Source organism: Desulfococcus sp. (genome assembly GCF_041737845.1).
GTDB lineage: Bacteria > Desulfobacterota > Desulfobacteria > Desulfobacterales > Desulfococcaceae > Desulfococcus.
Genome location: NZ_JBGSQX010000106.1, coordinates 13,313 through 31,737, shown reverse-complemented (window position 1 = coordinate 31,737; position 18,425 = coordinate 13,313). Strand labels below are relative to the sequence as shown.

Genomic DNA, 18,425 nt, shown 5'->3' with positions numbered 1-18,425 from the left:
GGCGAAGACCGCGATCTCGGTCAGGGCCCCGGCGGCGGCGCCGGCGGCCCCGGCGGTCAGGATGGCGATGAGGGGGGCGACCAGGGCCAGGATCGGGCTGGGGTTCACATTGAGAAAGTTCTGGAGAGGGGTGAAGACATAATAGGCCACGAGGGTGCCGATCATGAAGTATTCGCCGTGGACGAACGACGCCACGTTCATGACCCCCAGCAGCAGGGCCAGACCGATGGCCACCAGGGCGAGCATGCCGCCGGTGATGGCGGTGTTGACCAGGATGTAGGGCCCCCGGTCGAGGGTTGCCGCGGCGGCCATGAGAATGGTCAGGAGGATCGTGATGCCGGCCGCCGATGTACACCAGCGCATGAAACGTTCAGACATGATTCTTCCTTTTCTTAAAAGAGGTGTGTCTCAAACGCCAAGAAAGACCTTGCGGACATACGGGTCGCAGGCCAGGTCCGAACTTTTTCCGGCCAGGCCGACGCGGCCGTTTTCCAGGACGTATCCCCGATGGGTGACCGAGAGGGTCTTGGTCACGTTCTGCTCGACCAGCAGGATCGTCAGCCCGCCCTTGACAAGGGTGTCGAGGGATTCGAACACGCTGGCGGTCAGCTGGGGAGCGAGGCCGAAGGAGGGTTCGTCGACCAGGAGGAGCGCGGGGTCGCTCATGAGCCCCCGGCCGATGGCGAGCATCTTGCGTTCGCCGCCGCTCATGGTGCCGGCAAGCTGGCTTTTGCGCTCCTCCAGACGGGGAAAGAGGTCGTAGATAAAATCGAGGCGCCGCTTGATCAGGGCCTTGTCATCCAGGATATAGGCCCCCATGAAGAGGTTCTCCTGCACCGACATGTTGGTAAAGAGGTTCATCTCCTCGGAGACGAAGGCGATGCCCCTCCGGGTGACCTGATGCCCGCCGATGCCGTGGATCGGCTCGCCCTTGAAAAGGATCTGGCCGCTTTTGGGCGTGATGAGGCCCGCGATGGTCTTCATGGTGGTGCTTTTCCCCGCCCCGTTGGGGCCGACGATGCAGACGTACTCGCCCACATCGACCTGGATCGATACGTCCCAGAGGATCTGCAGGAATCCGTGACCGGCGTTGAGATTTTTGACTTCCAGAAGCATGGGATTCTCCGTTCGGTGGGGTTATTCGGGCACGGCCGCGCACTGGTCCGCCTCGGCGCCGAGGTAGGCTTCGGTGACCTTGGGGTCCCGGGCCACCTCCTGGGTGGGGCCTTCGGCGATCTTGGTACCGAACTGGATGCAGACCAGGCTGTCGCACAGGTTCATGATGAGCTGCATGATGTGCTCGACCATCAGGATGGTGACCCCGCTCTCCCGGATCTTGCGGATCACGGCCATGATGTCGGTCAGCTCGCCCTCGCTCAGCCCCGAGGCCACCTCGTCGAGAAACAGGAGCCGGGGCTTGGAGGCCAGGGCCCGGGCCAGGTCGAGGCGCTTGAGCTGGACGGTGTTGAGCTGTTCGGAGACCGTCTCCTCGGGCATGGGGAACTCCACGAACGCGAGCATCTCGCGGCTGTGGGCCTCGGGGTCCGCCACGGCGCCCTTCCGGTTTCCGAAGATGGCGGCGCACATGACGGTCTCGATCACCGTCATCTTGGGGAAGGGGTTGGGGATCTGGAAGGTCCGCGACAGGCCCAGGCGGCACATCCGGTCCGGCGCGAGGCCCGTGGTCTCCTCGCCGCCCAGGAAGACCCGCCCCGAGGTCGGGGGGTTGAGCCCGGCGATGGCGTTGAGCAGGGTCGTCTTGCCTGCGCCGTTGGGGCCGATCAGCCCCACGATCTCCCCTTCCGCCACGTGCATGGAAACATCGTTGACCGCCACCAGGCCCCCGAATCGCTTGGTCAACTGCTTTGTCTCTAATATGTTCATGTCGGCCTTCTATAGATATCTGTCATTCCGGGTGGGGAGTGAGCGGCGGGGGCCTCCCGAAGGGGCCCGGCCCCCGCCGGCGGAAGCCTTATTTTTTCGGCTCGAAATCCTTCTCTTTCCAGTCCTCGGGGTAGACGATGGCGCCCTTGCCGTCAGTGTACTGGATGACCGGGAAGTAGTAGGCGTCCTTGCCGACCACCGGGTCCGGCACCGATTCGGGGGTGTACCGGTACTCGTTCATGATGAGCGCGCCGTCGGCCTTGCTGAAGGTCAGTTTTCCGGTCTGGACCTCTTCCACGAAGATCTTGTGGATGTTCACCTTGTTGAGCGCGCCGTATTTTTCAAGGGTGCGCTTGAGGATCTTGATGAACATGTTGGTGCCGTCATAGCAGAGGCCGCCGGCCGAGGGGCTGGGGTTGAATCCGTACTTGGCCTGGATGTCCTCGGCCCACTTCTTCGCCTCGGGGGTGGTCAGCTGGGGGATCATGTCGAGCACCCCGTTGGAGCCCGGGCCGGCCATCTTGTACCAGTCGCCCATCCAGCCCAGGCCGTCTGCGATGATGACCGACTTGAGGCCCACCTCGCTTGCCTGCTTCACGAAGGCGGTCATGGTGGGCGCCGCCGTGGAGGTGCCGGCCAGGACGGAGACATCGGCGGCCTTGTATTTGCCCAGCAGGGGATAGAAATCGGTCTGGGTGATGGGGAAATAATCCTCGGAAACGATTTCCCAGCCCTTGTCGACGAACATCGTTTTGAGGGCGCCGCCTAAGCTGCGGCCCCAGTCGCTGTCTTCCCCGTATACAGCCACTTTCTTGTTGGCGGGCTTCCAGGTGCCTTTTTCAACGGCGTTGTTGAGGCACTCGACATAGCCGACGGCCATCTTCGCCGGCACGGGCCAGCCTTTCCCGCCCCAGTAGCTGTATTTGGCCGGATCGCTTCTCCATTTTTCGTTGACCACCTCGGTGGCCCCGAAGCCGAACCAGTGGGGGACCTTGTACTGGGCCGCCACATCCATGGCCGCCACGGCCACCGAGCTGTGCCAGTTCTGCATGGCGCACTCGATGCCCATGCGCTCCACGGCCTCTGCATAGGCGCTGGCCGCCTTGGCCGGGTCGGATTGGGAGTCGATCCAGACCAGCTCGATCTTGTAGTCGCCAACCTTGTAGTCGATCTTGTCCATGGCCATCTCCACCGACGCCTTGAATTCGGCGCCGTTCTTGGCCGACGGGCCGGTGAAGGGGCCCAGGACGCCCACTTTCAGGATTTTTTCGGCGGCCGCTATCGGCGCGGCAAACAGGGCGACGGACATCACTCCAATCAGGATTGCGGACCATACGCTTCTTCTCATTTTTTTCCTCCACAGGTATGTTTTGGTTAGACTCCGGCGGAACCGGGGTTGGGTTGAAAACCCGACATCCAGACTAACTTAGCAACAAGCATGCCGCATTCAATGAACGGCGTTTATCTTTTAGACACCCTTCCCGGCTGAAGACATGGCAGACCGGCGGAGCCGGCCGCCCCCGAAACGCTCTCCCTCCGGCGTCCATTCCGGAGGATCAGGCGTGCCCCACCCGCGGGGAATGAAAAATATTTTTCAGTAATTGAAAAATTTGCAGACGCTTGTGAAAAATATTTTTCTTTTTTTCGGCACCCAAGACAGACTGCCCCGGCACCATGCACGTTAGAGAGGCGCCTTGCCCGGGGGGGTTCGGTGGATCCGGTCGAGAACACTCCGCGGCGGACGCGATGCCGGGATTTACCGTGTGGTGATGACCGGGCAGGGGGCGTTCAGAATGACGACCGCCGCCGTGGAGCCGAAAAGCAGCTTTCCCACCTGGCTCCGGCGCCGTACCCCGATGATGATCGTATCGATCTTGTTTTCCTCCGCAAACCGGATGATGTCCTCGCCGGGGGGAAGCCCGCGGACCAGCAGATGCGTCTCGCAGGAGACCCCCGCCTCTTGGATAAGGCCTTCCGCAAACGCCAACTGGTCGCTTGCGGCGGCGATCTTTTCCTCGTTGTCCTCGGTGCCGCCCGCAAGCGAATGGATGACGAAAACCGTTCCGTTGAAAGCCTTGCCGTGCTTGACCGCCAGTTTGAGTGCGGCCATGGCGGCATTGGATCCATCGTAGCCCAGGAGAATTTTCATTCGGGGTCTCCTTGTTTTGATGCAACTTTTGATGAGGTTATCAGGGTTCAGACGTCTGCGCCCGCCGATGCGATATTCGGGACCGCGGCCTTTCATTCGGCAGCCGGGCAGGATTCCGCCGGCTTGAGTCTGCGCCGCTGCAGCAGCATGATGACGCCGCAGATCACCAGCAGCGCGCCGATGCTCTCGATGGCGGTCATCATTTCCCCCCAGAGGCAATAGGCATACATCGAAACGAAGAGGATCTCGGACATCGCCAGGATGCTGCTGACACCGGCCGGCAGGTACTTCAGCCCGAAGGCAAATGCGAAAAACCCGCCGACGGTGGACAGCGTGATCAGGCCGGCGAACCAGAGCCATACCCTCGGGGGAACCGGCAGCGGAGACGCCAGGGAAAACTGAAGCGGCAGGAGCACCAGGACCGCGACGCCGAAGGCATGGGTGAGCACCACCTCCGGTGCGTACCGGCCGCTGACCTTTTTCCCGAGGATGCTCCAGGCGGCGTAGGTCGCGGGGACGCAGAAGCCCGCCGCAACACCCGCCGCCGTCACCTTGCTCGGGACCGAGGACATCATTCCGGATACAAAAATCGTGCCGGTAATAATGAGAAGGATAGCGCCAATTTTCCGGACGGTCAGGGGTTCCCCCCAGGCGATCCGGGCGACGACAATGACAATCACCGGCATGGCCGCCTGCTGGACCGTGGTCACCGCGGGGCCGTTCAGGAAAATCCCCAGATTCCAGCTCACGTGGAAGAGGCCCAGGCTGATGCCCATCAAGCCAAGCCAGGGCCAATCGGATTTCTGGATCCGGAGCTCGCGCCGCCTGAAGATCCCGCAGATGCCCATAAAAAGAAGGAAGGCGGCCGCATCCCGCCAGAAGGCCAGGGACACGGCAGGCATGTCGATACTGGACATGATGAGCTTGATGAAGATCCCGGAGGTTCCCCAGCAGGCCGCCGCGGCCAGGACCGCCAGGTATCCCCGCGTTGTGGAGGGCTGACGGGCCGCCCCGAGGGACATTTCGGTTTTTCTCGGTTTCAAGCTCCCCCGCAGTTCATGATCAACGTTCCGGTTCAAATTCTGGTGGATGGAATTGGCTGTCATCCCGCACAGGCAATATCGGCGGCAGGCGAGAACCGGGGTCGAAAATTGTTCTCGCCGGGTCGGACGGCCCGTCCGACCCGGCATGGGTCGCGTTTCGGCTGGAGAACCAGGCTCCGGGAGGCCTACTTTGCGGCCTTGAAATCCCGGTCCTTCCAGTCATCCGGGTAGACGATATGGCCCTGGCCGTTCTCATACTGAAGCACGGGGAAGTAAAACCCGTCCCGGGCCACCACGGCGTTGGGAATGCTCTCCGGCGAGAACCGGTATTCGTTCATGATGAGGGCTCCGTCGGCCTTGCTGTAGGTCAGCTTGCCGGGGACCACCTCGCCATGGAAAACCTCCAGTATGGTCGACCGGTTCAGTTCTTTGTGTTTTTCAAAGGTCCGCTGGAAGATCTTGATGGCGAAATTGCTCCAGTCGTAGGCCAGCCCCGACGCGGAAGGGCTGGGCTTGTAGCCGAAGCGCTTCTCGACATCCTCGGCCCATTTCTTGGCCTCGGGGGTCGTCAGGGCGGGGATCATGTCGAGAACGGTGTTGGAGGCAGCGCCGGTCAGCTTGTACCAGTCGCCGATCCATCCCAGGCCGTCGGCGATGATCATCGCCCCGAGCCCCACCTCGTCAGCCTGTTTTACGAGTGCGGTGATGGCCGGCGCGGAGGTCGACGTGCCCGCGATCACCGCGACCCCCTCCTTGCGCCATTTGCTCAGCAGGGGATAGAAATCGGCCTGGGTCGGCGGAAAATAGTCCTGGGACAGGACCTCCCAGCCGATCTTCTTAAACTCCTGGGTCAATGCCTCGCCCTGGCTGCGGCCCCAGTCGGTGTCCTCGCCGTAGATGGCCGCCAGTTTTTTCGCAGGCTTCCAGAGGCCTTTGTCGATGGCGTTCTGGAGGCATTCGGTGTATCCGAGGGTCAGTTTCGCGGGGACCGGCCAGCCCTTGCCGCACCAGTATTTATACTTTTCCGGATCGGATTTGTATTTCTCGTCGATGATGGGGGCCGCCCCGAATGCGAAGAGATGGGGGACCTTGTACTGGGCGGCCACGTCCATGACCGAGATCGCCACGGAGCTGTGCCAGTTGAGGATGCCGACCTCCATGCCCTTGCGCTCGACCGCCTCGGCGTAGGCAGCTGCGGCCTTGGCCGGATCCGACTGGGAATCGATCCAGATGAGCTCGATCTTGTAGTCCCCGATCTGGTTGTTGATGTTGTCGAAAGCCATGGTGCTGACCGATTTGAATTCAATGCCGGTCTGGGCCGATGGGCCGGTGAACGGCGCCATGACGCCGACCTTGAGGACCTTCTCCTGGGCCAGGCCGCTGGCTGCGCCAAAGATCAGCAGAATGGAAAATACTGCCGCTGCCAATTGTAAACTGCGTTGTTTCATGTTGCCTCCTGTGTAAGGTTTGGGGTATCGGTTCTGACGCCGGGTAAAAATGGTTTCCGTGATCAATGCTGACCTCTGAAAAACGATCCGCGAACCGTTGTCGCCCCTTCCGCGAAGCGGGTGAGCCTGAGGGGGTTGTCCGCGTTTTTCATCCTGCCGACAATCAGGTCGGCGGTCCATCTCCCGGCCGCGGCCGACAGCATCACCCCCGGCCAGTAGGCGCAGTTGAGGAAGAACCCCGGAACGCCCTCCACCGGCCCGATGATCGGCTGGTCGTCGGGGGAATGGACATACTGCCCGGCGTAGACGGACAGGTCGCCCTTGGTCAGGTCGTCGATGATCCCGGTCCAGAACGGGCTCAGGCGGGAGACCATTTCCAGGGTGAAGGCCGGAAAATCCCAGTCGCCCTGGGGGTCTTCGAGGGGCTCCGATTTCTGCTCTTCCGGATCGTGCCAGCCCAGGAGGGCGCCGCCGGTCTCGGGCCGCCAGTAGGACTCGTTCTCGAGATCGATGGTCAGGGGCGCATTCCGGGGGATCCCGGGGTGCGGGGCGACGAACACCCGCTGGCGCCGCATCTGGTAGATCGGGAGTTCAACCCCCAGCCACCGGGCGACGGTGACGGCAAAGGGCCCCGCGGCGTTGACCACGACGCGGGTCTGGATCCTGCCCCGGTCGGTGACGACTGCAGAGACCCCTTTTCCGTCACGCTCGATGCCCGTGGCCCGGGTGCGAACATAAAACCGGGCCTTTTCGGCGGCCCGGGCGAATCCCTGGGTCACCTCGTGGGCGGAGAACCAGCCGTCTTTCGCCCTGAAGGCGGCGGCCTTCACCTCGGGCGAGATCCAGGGGTAGCGACGGATGACCTCATCACCCGTCAGGAACTCGGAATCGGTCACCCCGACGGCGTGGTATCCCGCGACGGTCTCCCTGACGGCCGCGATCTTGTCTTCTTCCAGGGTGCAGAAGATATAGCCGCCGTGGTGGAGGTCGATCTCGTATCCCTCGAGGCCGGTCACCTCGGCGAAGTTCTCCCACACGGCGATGGATTCCTTGGCCAGGGCGGCCATGGCCGGCTCCGTGAACTGTGCCCGGAAGGATTCGATGGAGGCGGTGGTGGTGAGGGTCGAGAGCCCGTCCCGCATTTCGACGAGGATGGTGGAGAGCCCCGCCCGGGACAGCCAGAAGGCGGTGGCCACCCCGATGATGCCGCCGCCGATGATGACCGCATCGGCGGTTTCATCGAGATGCCCGGGGGTCAGAATTCTGCGCATGAGCGTTTTCCTTTGTTGATGTGTCATTAACGTATTAATTCAAAAAGTTATATTTTTTCCATGAAGGCCTCATGCAAAAAGGTTCATCTCCATGACCGACGGCGTGGCAAAATCATTCACCCGGTTCTGAAAGAGCCGGATGTGCTCCGTGATGGTCTGCACGGCGCCGGCCTCGTCGCCCGCCGCAAAGCATTCGATGAGGCGGGCGTGGTCCCGGATGGAATGCTCTCCGTGGGATTCCAGGTCGATGGACGCCGCAGGCTTGCTGTAGCAGAGGTAGGCCAGGCGCTGGGACTGGTTCTGCAGCGAGTTGAGATAGGAATTGAGGAAGGTGTTGCCGGCCGCCTCGTAAATTCCGCGATGGAATCGACTGTTCACCAGGGTGACCTGGATGAAATCGTTCTTTTTCCAGGCTTTCTTGAAGTCGGCGTTGATCCCCTCAAGGGCCCGGATCTGCTCTGCGTTGATTCTCCGGGCAGCCAGGGCCGCAGCCGACCGTTCCAGTATCAACAGGGCCTCGAAGAGGTCCTTCAGGTCGCTCAGGGTCACGTCCCGCACAACAAAACCGCGGCCCTGGCGCACCTGCAGCAGCTCTTCCGCGACAAGGCGGAAGAGGGCCTCGCGGATCGGCGTCCGTCCGATGGACAGGGTGCTGGCAAGCCCGCCTTCGTCGACCTGTTCGCCCGGGCGCAGTTTGACGTTGACGATCATCTCCTTGATCTGCTGATAGGCGACTTCGCTGAGCGGGGCGGAGGGGATCGGCTTTTTTGGATTCATTTGCATCCTGCGCTTTCTGGTTGACCATATAACAAAAATATATTTTGGATATATTTTAGATATACAAAATATAATTGGTTGCGAATGTCAATCATAAACTGCGATGGACCCTATTTTTTGTGGATCCACGGCGCGGCCATCCGGGTATCGCCCGGGGAGTCGCGCCCGGGTCGGCGGCCGCTTCAACAGGGTTGGTATCCAGTCGACAGCACGGCCCGGGCGTGGCATCCGAAAAAGACGCGCCTCACCGTCTTTTTTGCTTGACATCCCCCGGCAAATGGGTTCTGTATATTCTCAATATATTTTAAATATACCATAACTATGCATCCTGCGCCCAGAAACCTCTTAACGAAATGCAATCATGATATTTTTCAAGTTGCTGGAACGCATTCACGGAACACGGACCGAAAAAAGGTGGGATTCAACCAAATGAGACTTTCGGCAATACCGGAGCGCTGCTCCGGCTGCACCGCCTGCCGCCTGGCCTGCGCTCTGGCCAATTACGGCCGGATCAATCCCGCGCTGGCCGCGCTGACCATCCGCGGACGATTCCCCGCGCCCGGCACCTACGAGATCATCCTCTGCGACCAGTGCGGCGCCTGCGCCGGGGCCTGCCCGGTGGACGCCATCACGGAAACAGACGGGGTCTTCCGGGTGGATGAAGAGGCCTGCATCGCCTGCTACGAATGCGTGGAAGCCTGCCCCCACGGGGTGATGTTCGCCCATCCGACCCTGGATTCCCCCATCAAATGCACGCTCTGCAGGGAATGCGTGGAGATCTGCCCCAGGGACGCGCTGGTCCTGGTGGATGCCTGAAGGAGAAAGGATGATATTGAACGGATATGCGGGAACGGTGCTGCGGGTTCATCTGACCGACGGCCGGGTGGAAAAACAGCCCCTGCCGGAGAAGCTTGCCGAGGAATTTATCGGCGGCCGGGGGTTCGTGGCCAGAACTCTTTTCGACGAACTGCCCCCGGGCGCCGACCCCCTGGGGCCCGAAAACCTCTTCGTGATGGCCACCGGCCCCTTGAGCGGACACTTCCTGCCGGCGTCGGGCAAGACCCATTTCGGCTGCAAATCGCCTGCCACCGGCGGCTACGGCGACAGCAACATGGGCGGTCATTTCGGGCCGGCCTTCAAATACGCCGGATACGACATGCTCGTATTGACCGGCCGGGCGCCGGTGCCCAGCCTCCTGGTGATCGAGGACGACCGGGTCGAGATCCGGCCCGCAGGCGGTTACTGGGGCATGGGATCCCTGAGCGTCGAGGCGAAGCTCAAGAAAGACCTGGGCGAGGAATTCCAGATCCTCACCATCGGGCCGGCCGGCGAAAACGGCGTGGTTTTCGCCTGTATCACCCATGACTTCGGCCGCCAGGCTGGACGGGTCGGCATCGGTGCGGTCCTGGGCTCGAAGAACATCAAGGCCGTCGCCGTCAAGGGCACCGGCGACATCCCTGCCGGCGACGCACGCGCCCTGTACGAAGAGGGCAAGAAAGCCTACCGGGCCGTGAGGGCCAAACCCGGGTTCACGGGGTGGACGCCCGAGGGGACCGCCGGCATCACCGACTGGATCAACCGCGTGGGCGCCTTCCCCACGAGGAATTTCAGCACTTCCTACTGGGAGAAGCACCCCGACATCAACGGTGCCGCCATCCTGCGCGAGCTCAAGATCACCGACAAGGGCTGCTACTGCTGCCCCACCCCCTGCGGGAAATACGGCAGGGCACGAACAGGCCTGGGCGACGTCTACGTGGAGGGTCCCGAGTTCGAGACCATCGCCCTTCTGGGGAGCAACTGCATGCTCGGGGATATTGCCGAGGTGGGGCACGCCAACTACGTCTGCGACGAGCTGGGCATAGATACCATCAGCGCCGGGGTGGTCTGTTCCTGGGCCATCGAATGCTTCGAAAAAGGCATTCTGAACGAAACGGCCGTCGGACGCACCGTGAGGTTCGGCGACCTGGCGTCGGTAGTCTATCTCCTGGAGCAGATCGCCCACCGAAGCGGCATCGGAGACCTCCTGGCCCGGGGCGTCCGGGAGGCCGCCCGGCAGACCGGCCGGGGCTCGGAATCCTTCGCCATCCAGGTCAAGGGCCTGGAATGGAGCGGATACGAGTGCCGCAACGCCCCGGGGATGATGCTGGCCTACATGACCAGCGACATCGGCGCCCACCACGCCCGGGCCTGGGTCCTCGGCCACGACCTGGCCGGGACCGACGCCAATGTCCACGAACTGATCGCATCCGGTGGCGGCGCCGGCGAGAAGCTGCCGAAATCCCGGCCCCGGGGCCGGGCCAGGTATGTGGTCGACAGCCAGCACACCCGGCCCCTGTTCGACATTCTGGGCATCTGCCGCCTCCAGTACATGGAGCTGGGGTTCGAACCCGAGCACTACGAACGCCTCTTCGAGAAGGTCACCGGCCGTCGGATGACCTGGTCGGAACTTCTGGGCGTGTCGGAAAAGGTCTGGCACCTCACCCGGTCCATCTCCGCCCGTGAAATCCCGGGCTTCGGCAGGTCCTTCGACTATCCGCCCGAGCGGTTCATGACCGAACCCGTCCCCGACGGCCCCAACGCGGGACACTGCGTGACCCGGGAAGAGGTCGACATTCTCCTGGATGAATATTACGCGCTCCGGGGATGGGATGCCAACGGCATCCCCACCGCAGAGACCCTTGCGCGGTTCGGCCTGGCCGACGTGGCCGTCACCATGGCCGGGTGGGCCTGCCACGAGCCGGTCCGGCAGTCTTGACAGGAACGCCGGGTTGGGGGGTTGACGAAACAGGGGGGCCGTCACCAATGATGACGCCCCCCTCTGATTGTATGGGAAACGGTGAATGATCTTTACGATTCACATTGCCGGGACCCTCCGGGGGATCGTCGGCACGCTTCCCCGCCAGGCGGTGGTGGAAACGGCGGCCGCGCCGACCGTCAGGCAGCTGGCGGCCGGCATCGGCGTCCCGCCGATCCTGGTGGTCCTGGCCTTTGTCAACGGGCGGAAGCAGGGCCTGGATGAGCCGCTCACCGAGGACGCCGAAATCTATCTCATGGGCCCCACGGCCGGCGGCTGACCCGGGGCCGGCGCCCGGAAGGCTGCGCGGGTCAGCCGCGGAACCTTCCGTCTTCAGCTACGGCTTGACCTTCCTCCCCATCTCGAGTCCCAGCTCCAGGGCCTTTTTGTTCAGGTCAATGAATCCCTTGGGAACGCGGGTGACCAGGACCTTCATGATCGATTCCGGAGAGACGACCTCGGTCAGGCCGACGACGGCTCCCAGCATGCATATGTTGAATACGATGGGCTTTCCGATCTCGTCCATGACGGTCTTGTACATGGGCAGCGGGATCTGCCGCGCATCCACCTTGGCGTGCATCTTGACGAACCGGGTATCGGTGAGGAGCATGCCCCCGGGCCGGATGATGGGGTTGAACTTGTTGTAGGCCTCCTGGGTCAGGCACACGAGAACGTTGGGCTGGGTTACCTTGGGGTAGCGGATGGGGGAGTCGGAGATAATGATGTCCGAACGGGTCGCGCCGCCCCGGGCCTCGGGTCCGTAGGCCTGGGCCTGGGTGGCGGTAAGGTTCTCGTGGAGCACGGCCGCTTCGGCCAGAATGATGGCCGCCGTGATGACGCCCTGGCCTCCGGAGCCTGAAAATACGAGTCTGAGTCTTTCCATTACGGCCGCCCTCCCGTTGCTCTTTCAATGACCTTTTCATATTCGGCGCAGTATTCCGGCTTTTCTTCCTGGACGAAGATGCCGCGTTCGATCAGGGCCGGGTTTTCCGCCTTGGCCTTGGAGCCGACGGGCGTGGTGTTGTCCCGGAACCATTCCATCATCTCGGCGGGGCCGCCCATTTTGTTCTTCCGCCCGAAATAGGTGGGGCACTGGGTCAGGACCTCCACGACGGAAAACCCGTCGTGGACGATGGCCGCCTTGAGGATTTCGGTCATCTGCCGGGCGTGGTAGGTGGTGGTTCGGGCCACGAAAGAGGCGCCGGCCGCCTCGGCCAGCTTGACCACGTCGAAATCGTGGTCGATATTGCTGTAGGGCGCCGTGGTCGCCGCCGTACCGTAGCCGGAGAGGGGCGAAAACTGGCCGCCGGTCATCCCGTAGATCCGGTTGTTCATGACGATGGCCGTCATGGCGATGTTGCGCCGGGCCGCGTGGATGAAGTGGTTGCCGCCGATGGCCAGGGCGTCGCCGTCGCCCATGGGCACGATGACGTTCAGTTCGGGCTTGCTCATCTTGACGCCCGTGGCAAAGGCGAGGGCCCTGCCGTGGAGGGTGTGGAGGGAGTGGAAATCCACGTAGCCGGAGATCCGGGACGAGCAGCCGATGCCCGATACCATGACGATCTCGTTCTTGCTCATGCCGAGCTGCTCGACGCCCCGGAGAAGGCTGTTCAGCACGATGCCGTGGCCGCAGCCCTGGCACCACATGTGCGGGAAAAACCGTTCGCGTATGTATTCCTTGATCGCCATGGCCTAGACCCCCTTTCCCTGAACGAGTCTCAGGATGTTCTTGATGTCTGTGGGCGTGATGAAAACGCCGTCGATCCGGTTGGCGAGGACCACGCGCTCGGGGTCTTTCACGGCGCGCTTGACCGCCCGCGTGATCTGCCCCATGTTCATCTCCACCACGACGATGTGCCGGGCGTCGGCACATTTTTCATCGATGAGGCCGTAGGGAAACGGCCACAGGGTCTGAAGCTCCAGGAGCCCCAGGCGCTCCCCGCGCCGCCGCTGGTGCTCCACCACGTGGAGGGCGGAGCGGGCCGAGGAGCCGTAGGAGATGAGGACCGTCCGGGCATCCTCCATGTAATACTCCTTGCAGCGGGTGATCTCCCCCACATTGTTCTTGATCTTGTCCGTAAGGTGCCTCAGGAGGCCGTGGACGACCGAGGGGTTGGAGGAGGGGAATCCCCACATGTCGTGGGCCAGGCCCGTCACGTTGTAGCGGTGCTCCCCGCCGAAGTCGGACATGGGAAGGCGTCCGTCCTCGCGCGGCAGGTAGGGGTGGTAGTCGACGCCGGCCTTGACGGAGGTGCGGAGGCGGTCCACCACCGGGATGGCCCCCTTCTCGGGGATCACAAGCTTCTCGCGCATGTGGCCGATCACCTCGTCGAAGAGGAGGATGACCGGGGTCCGGTAGGTCTCGGCCAGGTTGAAGGCGTAGACCGTCATGTCAAAGACGTCCTGGTGGTTGGAGGCGGTCAGCGCGATGATGGCGTGGTCGCCGTGGACCCCCCAGCGGGCCTGGTAGACGTCGCCCTGGCTGGGGCTGGTCGGCAGGCCCGTGGAGGGGCCGCCCCGCATGACGTTGGCGATGACGCAGGGAATCTCCGCCATGATGGCGTAGCCCAGCCCTTCCTGCATCAGGGAGAACCCCGGTCCGCTGGTGGCCGTCATGACTTTCTGGCCGGTCAGGGACGCGCCGATGATGGCGCAGATGGATGAAATCTCGTCCTCCATCTGGATGAACCTGCGGCCGAGCCGGGGCAGCCTTGCTGCCATCTGCTCGGCGATCTCCGTGGACGGGGTGATGGGGTAGCCGGCAAAAAAATCCAGCCCAGCATACAGCGCGGCTTCCACACAGGCCTCGTTCCCCTGAACAAATGTGACGTTTTCGTTCATCATGATCCTGAAGCCTCCTGTGGGGTTTCTTCCTCCTCTGTGACGACCTCGATGGCGAGATCCGGGCACCGTATTTCGCAGAGCATGCAGCAGATGCAGTCCTCCGGGCGGGCGGCGACGACCTTGTCCAGCTCATCCAGTTCCAAAACATCCTTCGGGCAGAAGTGGACGCAGATGCCGCATCCCTTGCACCATTCCCGGTTGATGGCATGTTCTTTGAGCGTTTTCTTAGGCATGGGGTTTCCTATTCAAAGTTGGTGATTTTTCTGCGGCCATGTCCATCGGATCATGGATGTTGGTTATTGGGTGAGGCAATTCCTCCGCCGCCGGGCGGAAAAAGGCCTCGCGGATCGGATGCCGCTGATTTTCGAGTCATTTATCATCCTGAAGCTTTGGGCGGAACATATATCTTAGATATATTAAAAATATATTTTTAATATTCAGAGCCTATTTTCCTGGGGATGTCAAGGAGTAAATGCGATGGGACTTACTTTTAAGGCGGTGGGTTGGCCTGCAGAAAATCACGCCGCCTTGGCTGTAGACTTCGATGGCCGGCCCATATCCAGGTCATATTTGACCTATGGTGATAAATGACCTGGATCATGCGGCAGATTATGCCTTCCATGTCTGTGCTGGTAAAACAGTTTCTGTTGATAATCCAAAATGATGCGCCACAAAAAGCCAGGTGTTCCAACTCTGGCATGAAGTTTGATTATCCACTTGACGATGCATCCGGTCACGGAAAGGAACCCGCAGATATGAACATTTTCCTGATCTACCCAAAATTTCCAGATACGTTCTAAGAGCCGAAACGATAGAAACCTGAGGAAAAAAAATGTCATCCAATGAGAATAAAGAACCCGGGGAAACATTTACGGACAAGCTTCGGGCCATCCTGGGTCTGAATGCCTCCCCAAAAACGAAGAATGGGCTGCCCCCCAGGGCTCGCTTCAGCATCTGGTATTTTCTGATAGCCATGCTTTTTTTTTCGTATCTGCAGCCGCTCCTCTTTTCTACAAAAGTGGAGACGATTCCATACAGCCAGTTTAAGCAATACATCGCCGAAGGCAAGGTGGGCAAACTGACCATCGGGCCTGACAATATCAGCGGAACCCTGACAGGATCTCCCGGCCAGTCGTTTACGACGGTCCGGGTGAATGATCCCGACCTGGTGAAGGAACTGGATGCAAAGCAAGTCAGTTATTCCGGACGGTACGAAAACAAATTTCTGAGCAGCCTTCTCTCCTGGATCCTTCCGCTTGGCATTTTTTTCCTGATCTGGCGATACGCCATGAAAAAGATGGGGGCGGGAATGGGGGTCATGTCCTTTAGCAAGAGCAAAGCCAAAATTTTTGCCGAGAGCGACACCAAGGTTTCTTTCGCCGATGTGGCCGGCATCGACGAAGCCAGGGAAGAACTCCAGGAAGTGGTTGAATTTTTAAGCACTCCGGAAAAATCTCAGAAACTGGGGGGAAGAATACCCAAAGGGGTGCTCCTGGTCGGCCCGCCGGGAACCGGCAAAACCCTTCTGGCCAGAGCCGTGGCCGGGGAGGCAAAGGTGCCTTTCTTCAGCATCAGCGGGTCCGAGTTTGTGGAGATGTTCGTCGGCGTGGGAGCGGCCCGCGTTCGTGATCTGTTCTCTCAAGCGGCGGCCAAGGCGCCCTGCATCATCTTCATCGATGAACTGGATGCGTTAGGAAAAGCCCGGGGGATGAACGTTATGGGTGGGCATGACGAACGGGAGCAAACGCTCAACCAGCTCCTGGTGGAGATGGATGGGTTCGAAACGAACAAAGGGGTCATTATCATGGCCGCCACCAACCGGCCGGAAATTCTGGATCCGGCCTTGCTGCGGCCGGGGCGGTTTGACCGGCAGGTTCTGGTAGACCGGCCGGATATCAATGGACGGGAAGCCATCTTGAAAATTCACTCCAGGAATGTGGTGTTGAGCCCCGAGGTCGATCTGCGCAAGATCGCCGGCCGCACCCCGGGCTTTGTGGGCGCGGACCTGGCCAACATCATCAATGAAGCCGCACTGCTGGCTGCCCGGAACGATAAAGAAACGGTAGAACTGACGGATTTTGACGAGGCCATCGACCGTGTGGTCGCGGGCCTGCAGAAGAAGAACCGGGTGATGAATGCTCAGGAAAAAGAAATTGTCGCCTTCCATGAGTCCGGCCATGCGATTGTGGCCGAGTCTGTCGAGCATGCCGACCCTGTGCACAAGATCTCCATCATTCCCCGCGGGATCGCGGCGCTCGGATATACCCAGCAGCAGCCTACGGAGGACCGCTATTTGATGACGCGCTCGGAGCTGATCGACCGCCTGGCCGTTCTGCTGGGCGGCAGGGTGGCGGAGGAGCTGGTGTTTAACGAAATCTCCACCGGTGCTCAGAACGACCTGCAGCGGGCCTCCGGCATCGCCCGGTCCATGGTGACGGAATACGGCATGAGCGACCGCCTGGGACTGGTGAGCTATGAACGTCCGCGCCAGTCGATGTTTCTCCCGGAAGGTTTTTCTCCCGGAAAAAATTACAGTGAAACGATGGCAACCCAAATTGACGAGGAGGTCACACGGATTATCGAGGAGGCCCACCAGCGCGTACGAAAAATCCTCTCGGCGCGGCGAACGGTGCTGGATGATCTGGCCCATCTCCTTTCGCATGAGGAAAGTGTTCAGGGAGATGAGCTGCGAAAAATGCTTTCGGCAGCCGCACCTGCAATGGCGGCGCAATCGTCCGGTGAGCCCTCCCGGGGCATTGCCCAAAAAGAGGATGATGAAAGCGGCATTTAATCTGGACTTTCAGAGGGTGATGCCGTCAATGGCAGCGGCGGGGAAGCCGCATAAAAGTATGCCCTAACGGGCGATACCGCAGCAAAAATCGATACCCGGAAAAAGGACAACCCTTCTGTGACGCGAATGATTCCAGACAATCAGATTACCCTGCTGCAAAACGGCGAAGCTTATTTTCCGGCCATCGAGGCGGCGTTCGACCGGGCGGTGGGTGAAATTTATCTGGAAAGCTATATTTTCGAAAATGACACTACCGGAAGACGCATTGCGGGAGCGCTCCGACGGGCGGCCTTTCGCGGTGTAAAAATCCGTGTTCTCATCGATGGATTCGGATCGAACAGTTTGCCGAAAGCCATGGTCGATTCCCTTGAAGCGGCCGGCGTGATGGTGCTGAAGTTCCGCCCCAAGACATCGCCCTGGACGCTGCGGCGCAGAAGGCTGCGTCGCTTGCACCGGAAAATTGTGGTCGTGGACCGGGAGATTGCATTTGTCGGAGGCATTAATGTTATCGACGATATGGGTAAGCCGGGTCAGACATCGCCTCGTTATGACTATGCTGTCAGTGTGGAAGGGCCGCTGGTGGAAGAAATCTATGATTCCGCCCGCCGGGTCTGGTCGCGAGTGGCCTGGATCCGCTTTCGTCGAGGCTGGGGTCGGGTAGGCGACGGTCCGGCGCCTTCAACCGAACCCAGGGGCCGCATGCGCTCAGCTTTTCTGGTACGGGACAATATCCGCCATCGCCGCGATATTGAAGATGCTTATCTGCAGGCGATCGAACAGGCGAAATTCGAAATCATTCTTGCAAATGCCTTCTTTTTTCCCGGATTGAATTTTCGTCATGCACTTCTGAATGCCGCCGGTCGAGGTGTCCGGGTGATTCTGCTGTTGCAGGGAAGGGTGGAATATCCATTGCTGCATTATGCCTCGCATGCCCTTCGCGGCAGTTTTCTCGACGCGGGGATTGAAATCTACGAATACCACAAAAGCCTCCTGCACGCCAAGGTCGCTGTGATTGATGAGCATTGGGCTACGGTGGGGTCCTCGAATCTTGACCCATTCAGCCTGCTGCTTTCACTCGAGGCAAATGTCGTTGTGGATGATGAAAACTTCGCCAGAACATTAAAGCATAGCCTGAATCAGGCTATCCATGCCGGATCGCGGCGGATACCTCGGGACCACTGGAGAACGCAGCCCATCCGGCTGCGTCTTACGAGTTGGCTGAGTTACGGCCTGGTGCGATTCATGATCGGAATTGCGGGGTATGCCCCGGGGAAACAGTCCGACCCCGCATGAGCGATGGATAACGCAGCCGGAATGGACAGCGCGTTTCATTTTCCCCCCGAAAATCGACACCCGGTTACAACCTGCCCGTATCCTCTACCACCCCTGACACCCGGGAACACATAGCGGCGTCATATATGACC

General features: G+C 60.8%; 17 protein-coding genes and 1 pseudogene. 5 read left to right on the top strand and 13 right to left on the bottom strand.

Going from position 1 to position 18,425, the window contains the following annotated elements; translation table 11 throughout:
• From ACEW8N_RS12075 to ACEW8N_RS12035, 9 genes and pseudogenes are all read right to left on the bottom strand, one after another.
• Positions 1 to 378 (bottom strand): annotated as a pseudogene (locus ACEW8N_RS12075) (hypothetical protein); the annotation flags it as partial.
• A gap of 30 nt (positions 379 to 408) precedes the next feature.
• Positions 409 to 1,116, bottom strand: a complete 708-nt coding sequence (locus ACEW8N_RS12070; protein ID WP_373500076.1) for an ABC transporter ATP-binding protein — start codon at positions 1,114 to 1,116, stop codon at positions 409 to 411.
• A 21-nt stretch (positions 1,117 to 1,137) separates the two neighbouring features.
• Complete coding sequence (locus ACEW8N_RS12065) at positions 1,138 to 1,884, bottom strand: ABC transporter ATP-binding protein (RefSeq protein ID WP_373500075.1); 747 nt, start codon at positions 1,882 to 1,884, stop codon at positions 1,138 to 1,140.
• A gap of 88 nt (positions 1,885 to 1,972) precedes the next feature.
• Positions 1,973 to 3,232 (bottom strand): ABC transporter substrate-binding protein, encoded by a 1,260-nt coding sequence (locus ACEW8N_RS12060; RefSeq protein WP_373500074.1) that lies wholly within the window; start codon positions 3,230 to 3,232, stop codon positions 1,973 to 1,975.
• A 408-nt stretch (positions 3,233 to 3,640) separates the two neighbouring features.
• Positions 3,641 to 4,033, bottom strand: a complete 393-nt coding sequence (locus ACEW8N_RS12055; RefSeq protein WP_373500073.1) for a universal stress protein — start codon at positions 4,031 to 4,033, stop codon at positions 3,641 to 3,643.
• A gap of 92 nt (positions 4,034 to 4,125) precedes the next feature.
• On the bottom strand, positions 4,126 to 5,076 hold the full coding sequence (locus ACEW8N_RS12050; protein WP_373500072.1) for a DMT family transporter: 951 nt from the start codon (positions 5,074 to 5,076) through the stop codon (positions 4,126 to 4,128).
• A gap of 185 nt (positions 5,077 to 5,261) precedes the next feature.
• On the bottom strand, positions 5,262 to 6,524 hold the full coding sequence (locus ACEW8N_RS12045; RefSeq protein ID WP_373500071.1) for an ABC transporter substrate-binding protein: 1,263 nt from the start codon (positions 6,522 to 6,524) through the stop codon (positions 5,262 to 5,264).
• A 62-nt stretch (positions 6,525 to 6,586) separates the two neighbouring features.
• Complete coding sequence (locus tag ACEW8N_RS12040) at positions 6,587 to 7,795, bottom strand: NAD(P)/FAD-dependent oxidoreductase (RefSeq protein ID WP_373500070.1); 1,209 nt, start codon at positions 7,793 to 7,795, stop codon at positions 6,587 to 6,589.
• A gap of 69 nt (positions 7,796 to 7,864) precedes the next feature.
• A complete protein-coding gene (locus ACEW8N_RS12035) occupies positions 7,865 to 8,572 on the bottom strand; it encodes a GntR family transcriptional regulator (protein ID WP_373500069.1) in 708 nt (235 codons plus the stop codon).
• 429 nt (positions 8,573 to 9,001) lie between these two features.
• Here ACEW8N_RS12035 and ACEW8N_RS12030 point away from each other — a divergent pair, with 429 nt between their 5' ends.
• The 3 genes from ACEW8N_RS12030 to ACEW8N_RS12020 all read left to right on the top strand — a co-directional run bounded on the left by ACEW8N_RS12030 (position 9,002) and on the right by ACEW8N_RS12020 (position 11,646).
• Positions 9,002 to 9,388: a 4Fe-4S dicluster domain-containing protein gene (locus ACEW8N_RS12030; protein WP_373500068.1), complete on the top strand. Its 387-nt coding sequence runs from the start codon at positions 9,002 to 9,004 to the stop codon at positions 9,386 to 9,388.
• Between the two features lie 10 nt (positions 9,389 to 9,398).
• Entirely contained in the window at positions 9,399 to 11,327 is a 1,929-nt protein-coding gene (locus ACEW8N_RS12025) for an aldehyde ferredoxin oxidoreductase family protein (protein WP_373500067.1), read from the top strand.
• A gap of 85 nt (positions 11,328 to 11,412) precedes the next feature.
• On the top strand, positions 11,413 to 11,646 hold the full coding sequence (locus tag ACEW8N_RS12020; RefSeq protein WP_373500066.1) for a hypothetical protein: 234 nt from the start codon (positions 11,413 to 11,415) through the stop codon (positions 11,644 to 11,646).
• A 57-nt stretch (positions 11,647 to 11,703) separates the two neighbouring features.
• On the opposite strand, the gene ACEW8N_RS12015 is transcribed toward ACEW8N_RS12020, so the two are convergent.
• The 4 genes from ACEW8N_RS12015 to ACEW8N_RS12000 are packed head-to-tail and all read right to left on the bottom strand — an operon-like array spanning position 11,704 to position 14,443.
• On the bottom strand, positions 11,704 to 12,249 hold the full coding sequence (locus ACEW8N_RS12015) for a 2-oxoacid:acceptor oxidoreductase family protein (protein ID WP_373500065.1): 546 nt from the start codon (positions 12,247 to 12,249) through the stop codon (positions 11,704 to 11,706).
• Complete coding sequence (locus tag ACEW8N_RS12010) at positions 12,249 to 13,055, bottom strand: 2-oxoacid:ferredoxin oxidoreductase subunit beta (protein ID WP_373500064.1); 807 nt, start codon at positions 13,053 to 13,055, stop codon at positions 12,249 to 12,251. The genes ACEW8N_RS12015 and ACEW8N_RS12010 overlap by 1 nt, the downstream gene beginning before the upstream one ends.
• Positions 13,056 to 13,058: 3 nt before the next feature.
• Positions 13,059 to 14,207 carry a 2-oxoacid:acceptor oxidoreductase subunit alpha gene (locus ACEW8N_RS12005; RefSeq protein ID WP_373500079.1) on the bottom strand — a complete coding sequence of 383 codons (1,149 nt, stop codon included), beginning with the start codon at positions 14,205 to 14,207 and terminating at the stop codon, positions 13,059 to 13,061.
• Positions 14,207 to 14,443 carry a ferredoxin family protein gene (locus ACEW8N_RS12000; RefSeq protein ID WP_373500063.1) on the bottom strand — a complete coding sequence of 79 codons (237 nt, stop codon included), beginning with the start codon at positions 14,441 to 14,443 and terminating at the stop codon, positions 14,207 to 14,209. The genes ACEW8N_RS12005 and ACEW8N_RS12000 overlap by 1 nt, the downstream gene beginning before the upstream one ends.
• Positions 14,444 to 15,138: 695 nt before the next feature.
• On the opposite strand from ACEW8N_RS12000, the gene ftsH reads away from it, so the two are divergent.
• Together ftsH and clsB are read left to right on the top strand one after the other, a co-directional pair.
• Entirely contained in the window at positions 15,139 to 17,001 is a 1,863-nt protein-coding gene (gene ftsH / locus ACEW8N_RS11995; protein ID WP_373500078.1) for an ATP-dependent zinc metalloprotease FtsH, read from the top strand.
• Positions 17,002 to 17,127: 126 nt separating this feature from the next.
• On the top strand, positions 17,128 to 18,294 hold the full coding sequence (clsB, locus tag ACEW8N_RS11990; RefSeq protein ID WP_373500077.1) for a cardiolipin synthase ClsB: 1,167 nt from the start codon (positions 17,128 to 17,130) through the stop codon (positions 18,292 to 18,294).
• The last annotated feature ends 131 nt before the right edge of the window (positions 18,295 to 18,425 follow it).

Excerpts from the sequence above, each read along its gene's own strand:
- ACEW8N_RS12070 (WP_373500076.1), bottom strand. The coding sequence starts at position 1,116 with ATGCTTCTGGAAGTCAAAAATCTCAACGCCGGTCACGGATTCCTGCAG.
- ACEW8N_RS12065 (WP_373500075.1), bottom strand. The coding sequence starts at position 1,884 with ATGAACATATTAGAGACAAAGCAGTTGACCAAGCGATTCGGGGGCCTG.
- ACEW8N_RS12060 (WP_373500074.1), bottom strand. The coding sequence starts at position 3,232 with ATGAGAAGAAGCGTATGGTCCGCAATCCTGATTGGAGTGATGTCCGTC.
- ACEW8N_RS12055 (WP_373500073.1), bottom strand. The coding sequence starts at position 4,033 with ATGAAAATTCTCCTGGGCTACGATGGATCCAATGCCGCCATGGCCGCA.
- ACEW8N_RS12045 (WP_373500071.1), bottom strand. The coding sequence starts at position 6,524 with ATGAAACAACGCAGTTTACAATTGGCAGCGGCAGTATTTTCCATTCTG.
- ACEW8N_RS12040 (WP_373500070.1), bottom strand. The coding sequence starts at position 7,795 with ATGCGCAGAATTCTGACCCCCGGGCATCTCGATGAAACCGCCGATGCG.
- ACEW8N_RS12035 (WP_373500069.1), bottom strand. The coding sequence starts at position 8,572 with ATGAATCCAAAAAAGCCGATCCCCTCCGCCCCGCTCAGCGAAGTCGCC.
- ACEW8N_RS12030 (WP_373500068.1), top strand. The coding sequence starts at position 9,002 with ATGAGACTTTCGGCAATACCGGAGCGCTGCTCCGGCTGCACCGCCTGC.
- ACEW8N_RS12025 (WP_373500067.1), top strand. The coding sequence starts at position 9,399 with ATGATATTGAACGGATATGCGGGAACGGTGCTGCGGGTTCATCTGACC.
- ACEW8N_RS12020 (WP_373500066.1), top strand. The coding sequence starts at position 11,413 with ATGATCTTTACGATTCACATTGCCGGGACCCTCCGGGGGATCGTCGGC.
- ACEW8N_RS12015 (WP_373500065.1), bottom strand. The coding sequence starts at position 12,249 with ATGGAAAGACTCAGACTCGTATTTTCAGGCTCCGGAGGCCAGGGCGTC.
- ACEW8N_RS12010 (WP_373500064.1), bottom strand. The coding sequence starts at position 13,055 with ATGGCGATCAAGGAATACATACGCGAACGGTTTTTCCCGCACATGTGG.
- ACEW8N_RS12005 (WP_373500079.1), bottom strand. The coding sequence starts at position 14,207 with ATGAACGAAAACGTCACATTTGTTCAGGGGAACGAGGCCTGTGTGGAA.
- ACEW8N_RS12000 (WP_373500063.1), bottom strand. The coding sequence starts at position 14,443 with ATGCCTAAGAAAACGCTCAAAGAACATGCCATCAACCGGGAATGGTGC.
- clsB (WP_373500077.1), top strand. The coding sequence starts at position 17,128 with ATGATTCCAGACAATCAGATTACCCTGCTGCAAAACGGCGAAGCTTAT.